Genomic DNA, 4,875 nt, shown 5'->3' on the forward strand with positions numbered 1-4,875 from the left:
ATTTTTGATGCCCACACCATTCTTGAAATTAATTTTTATTGTGATGCCTATGGCCTGGACACTATTTCCGTTGGGACCTCCATTGCATTTGTCATGGAATGCTTTGAGAACAAGCTGATCACCACCGACCATACCGGCGGGATGGATTTAAACTTTGGCAACCGGTTTAACGCTCTGGAAATCATCCATCAGATGGCAAGGGGAGAAGGTTTTGGTGCCATTGTCGGTAAAGGTATCAGAAATATGAAAAAAATCTTTGCAAAAGACTTTGGAGCAGATGCGGCCTTTATGCAGGACATTGGTATGGAATCCAAGGGGCTTGAATTTTCCGAATACATCACCAAGGAATCCCTTGCCCAGCAGGGGGGATACGGACTTGCCCTGAAAGGCCCCCAGCATGATGAAGCATGGCTCATCTTCCTTGATATGGTTCATAATTTCATGCCGACGTTTGAGGACAAGGCAGAAGCCCTTCACTGGTTCCCCATGTTCAGAACATGGTTCGGCCTTTGCGGCCTTTGCAAACTTCCCTGGAACGATATTGTTCCTGAAGACAATAAAAACACACCCGAGCCTGCCAAGGTAGTTAAGCATGTGGGCTGGTATGCTGATTTCTTTTCTGCAGTTACCGGAAGGAAAACAAAACCCGATGACATCATTACCATGAGTGAGGCTGTTTATAACTTCCAGAGAATCTTCAACCTGAAAATGGGTTTTGGCACAAGAGAGCATGACACCGTGCCTTACAGAGCTGTCGGGCCTGTGACCGTGGAGGAATATGAATCACGACAGGAAAGGTATGATGACCAGCTCAAAGAGAAATACAGCATGGATATCAGCACCATGAGTTCCAAGGATAAAGTCGCTGCCTTAAGAAAAAAGAGAGAAGAGCAGTACGAACAACTCAAAGATGCTGTCTATGAGCGACGCGGATGGACCCAGAACGGAATTCCGACGGTTAAAACCGTTAAACGCCTTGGCATTGATTTTCCTGAAGTCATGGAAATCTTGAAAAAAAATGGTGTAGAATAATCTTTTGATAGAAGTGGATGAAAAACAACTGCCATGGTCTGAAAATATGACCATGGCTTCTCTTTTGGAAACACTTGACAATGTTGAATTCTGTGCAGTTGTCCGTTTAAACGGCAGGCTTGTTTCAAGCCCAAAATTTGCTGAAACAAACATCCCGGACAAGTCAAAAATTCAACTGCTGCCCCTGGTTGCCGGAGGATAAAAAAAATTTTTTATCAATTTTAACTTCACAAACAACTGCCTGTCTGTTAAAAACCATCTGATAACAGACAGATTATTAAATTTTAACCTATAAAAGAAAGTAACGATTGAAACAATTTTTTCTATTTTTAAAAACGCTTTTTAGCAAAAAGCGCCCAGCAGATCCATCTCCAACTCCATCATCAACTTTTGTTCCTTCACCGCCGTCCAGGCCCAAAACCAAAATACAAAAAAAGCAGCCCCCAAAACCCCAGTCAAAATACAGGGAAAAAAAATGGTCTGTCAATGAGTTTGCTGTGGAACCCAAAGAAGGGGAAACAAGATTTCATGACCTTGGCCTTCCATTGAGTATCATGCATGCCATTGCAGATTTAAAATTCAACTATTGCACCCCTATCCAGGCAAAGCTGCTATCCCATACCCTGGAAGGAAAAGATGCCACAGCCAAAGCTCAGACAGGCACAGGTAAAAGTGCCAGCTTCATTATCACTATTTTAGCAGCCTTCATAAAAAAACCGTTTAAAAACAGGAATGGAGCCCCAAGAGCATTAATCCTTGCACCCACCCGGGAGCTGGTTTATCAAATTGAAAAGGATTTCAAGGAACTTGCCAAATACACCAATTTAAGAACTTTATCTATTTTTGGTGGAACCGGATACAACAAGCAGCAAAATCTGCTGAAAGAAAAACCGGTTGATATCATTGTTGCAACTCCCGGACGTCTCATTGATTTTATGGGTAAAAGATTGATCAATCCTTCCAAGGTTGAAATTGTTGTCATTGATGAAGCAGATCGAATGCTGGATATGGGGTTTATCCCGGATGTCCGCAGAATCATTTTAAAAACGCCCCATAAAAACAATCGACAAACCCTGTTTTTTTCCGCTACTTTGACCGATGATGTGTTAAGACTGGCAGAAAGCTGGACAACCAAAGGAGCGGTTCAAATAGAAATAGATCCTGAACAGGCTGCCGCCGACAGCATTCAGCAGATCATCTATATTTCAACTGAAAAAGACAAATTTAAACATGTCTATAACCTGATCAATAATGAACAGTTAAAACGCGTACTTTTGTTTGTAAACCGTAAAGATACTGCAAGAACCCTGTCGGAAAAACTGGATAGATATGGCCAGAAATGCAGTGTGCTCTCAGGAGATGTTGCCCAGGACAAACGATTTAAAGTCTTAAATAATTTTAAAAACGGCAGAATCAATATTTTAGTGGCAACGGATGTGGCTGCCCGCGGATTGCATATTGAAGACATCAGCCATGTTATTAACTATGATCTTCCCTATGAGCCTGAACATTATATCCATAGAATCGGTAGAACCGGAAGGGCTGGTGCAACAGGGGTTTCCATCAGTTTTGCCGATGAAATGAGCTCATTTTTCATACCGAAAATCGAAGAAGTGCTGGGAAATAAAATCGAATGTGAATATCCGTCTGAAGAATTGGACAAACCTCTTCCCAAACCAAAGAAAAAATATTATTCAAAAAAACCTAAATATCAAAAAAGAAAACCCTTTAAAGGCAAACACCAACATCCGCGTTCAAGACAGAATAATCGAAAATAGATTTTTAAATTCCCAATGGCCCGGCAGGGGCAAAGGCAATACTTTGGCCTAAACTTCGCAGGACATCCATGTCCGGCTACGAGGTGAAATCGCTGCTCCCGGCGTCGTGCCTCCGCAGCGATTCAAACCCGGCCAAAGCATCACCGTTACCCCCTGCCTCTGCCGAAACATTTCTGTAGGATGTGCTATATATACACTTTAATCTGGAAGAATGGCTTATAATGATTCTTCTGGTTCATATAGGGGAATTGAAATCTCAAACTAAAATTTTATCTGACACACTCTTGCCATTTAACTCCAATGTTTGATAAAATGTCCAAATTATTTTTATAATTGAATCATTGATACTTTACCAGTTTAAGAAAAACAGGTTTGAAAAAGTATTACTGAATGACGAAATAATAGATATTTTCATCTCTATCAGTGATTAAGAATAAACTCGTGAGGAAAGGATTACCAAATGGCAAAATTTAGCTGGAAGCAAAAATTTTTTTTTATTCCACCAGTAATACTGGGAGGACTATTATTGGTATTTGCACCAGGCATGAAAGCGGAACCGCCAAAAGCCACTCAGACTACCGGTAAAAAGGTTGTCAGGGTGCTGAAAGTTGTCCCCCGTAAGATACAACCGACAGCTGTCGGGTATGGTTATGCAAAACCGGCACATGAATGGGAAGCACAGGCAGAGCTGGATGGTACGGTGATTTGGATTTCAGAAGATTTCAAGGATGGAGCACTGATACGGAAAGGGAGTGACATATTAAAACTCGATCCTTCTTCTTATGAGCTTGGGTTGGTAAAACTGAATGCTGAAATAGAGGTAGCAAAACTCACCGACCAGACTATTCGGGAATCTGTAAAAATTGCAGAGAAGGATTATCAGGTCCAGAAAGTTGAGTATGACCGAGCCGTTGGTTTGACCAAATCCGGGCACCTCTCGAAAAGTGGGAAAGATAAAATTGCCCGCGAGCTGCTGGGAAGTCAGCAGCAGCTTCAGACCTTGAAAAATAACCTCGCCATCAACAGGGCACAGCAGAAGGTGCTTCAGGCAGAGCTGGCCATTGCCAAGAGAGATATAGAAAATACGGTAATTCGTGCACCCTATGATGTACGAATTACAGAGAAGATAGTTGATATAGCCGGGTATGTCAACAAAGGTGAGGTGATACTCAGGGCTGATGGGATTGATGCCGTGGAGGTGAGTGCACAGTTACCGCTTGGAAAAATGCGGCCGTTAAGACGCGATAGCAAACACAGACCCTTTGACAGTAGACTCCATGACAACCTGGAAGCGATGGTGGAGTTGAAAGCCGGGGAGAAAACAATTGTATGGGATGCGAAGGTAAACAGGTCCGGTGGTAAAATTGATGCACAGACCCAGAGTCAAAGTATTGTCGTGAGAATTGAGGGTCCGTACAGAAAGGCTGAACCTGGCAAAAAGCCACCCCTGATAAGGGATACTTTTGTAAAGGTGAAGCTCAAGGCTCCGGTAATGCGAAAGAAGATCCTTCTGCCTGTGGCCAGTATCCATAACAACAAAGTATATATCGTCAAAGAGGGCAAGCTTGAAATTAGACCGGTGAAAGTTGATTTTGTCCAGGGACAGATTGCAGTGATAAGGAACGGAGTGGAAAAAGATGACCTTGTTGTCCTGAGCAAGCTGTCTCCAGCCGTTGAAGGTATGGCACTGAAACCGCAGCCTGACAAAAAGGTTAACAAGTGGCTGGACAAGGAAACCGGATTTAAAGCAGGTAAACCTGATGAGAGTAAGGACAAATCATGATATCTTATTTCGCACGACACCCAACTGGAGCGAATGTGCTGATGATTACAGTGCTGTTGCTCGGTATCTATGCTTTACCCAACCTGCAGAAGGATACCTTTCCCATTACACCTACAAAGGACATCGAAATAAAAATAACCTATCCCGGTGCTTCTCCTATGGAAATCATGGAGGAGATATGTTATCCGCTTGAGGATTCTCTGGATAAGCTTAACGGGATAAAGGAGCTTTCCTGTGATGCACGTGAGAATGTTGCAATTGCCAACGCAGAGATTAATCACG

General features: G+C 42.7%; 5 protein-coding genes. All 5 read left to right on the forward strand.

Annotated elements, in window-relative coordinates; translation table 11 throughout:
* The coding region (locus K8S13_RS01170) for an aldehyde ferredoxin oxidoreductase C-terminal domain-containing protein (protein WP_291459798.1) at positions 1–1,032 on the forward strand (1,032 nt) is incomplete at its 5' end.
* Positions 1,033–1,045: 13 nt separating this feature from the next.
* Positions 1,046–1,234, forward strand: coding sequence for a MoaD/ThiS family protein (locus tag K8S13_RS01175; RefSeq protein WP_291459804.1), 189 nt, complete (start codon positions 1,046–1,048; stop codon positions 1,232–1,234).
* Positions 1,235–1,340: 106 nt separating this feature from the next.
* A complete protein-coding gene (locus K8S13_RS01180) occupies positions 1,341–2,810 on the forward strand; it encodes a DEAD/DEAH box helicase (protein WP_291459799.1) in 1,470 nt (489 codons plus the stop codon).
* Between the two features lie 460 nt (positions 2,811–3,270).
* Entirely contained in the window at positions 3,271–4,593 is a 1,323-nt protein-coding gene (locus tag K8S13_RS01185) for an HlyD family efflux transporter periplasmic adaptor subunit (RefSeq protein WP_291459800.1), read from the forward strand.
* The coding region (locus tag K8S13_RS01190) for an efflux RND transporter permease subunit (protein ID WP_291459802.1) at positions 4,590–4,875 on the forward strand (286 nt) is incomplete at its 3' end. The genes K8S13_RS01185 and K8S13_RS01190, both read left to right, overlap by 4 nt.

Source organism: Desulfobacula sp. (genome assembly GCF_021107415.1).

Coding starts and splice junctions, on each gene's coding strand:
- K8S13_RS01185 (WP_291459800.1), top strand. CDS start 3,271: ATGGCAAAATTTAGCTGGAAGCAAAAATTTTTTTTTATTCCACCAGTA.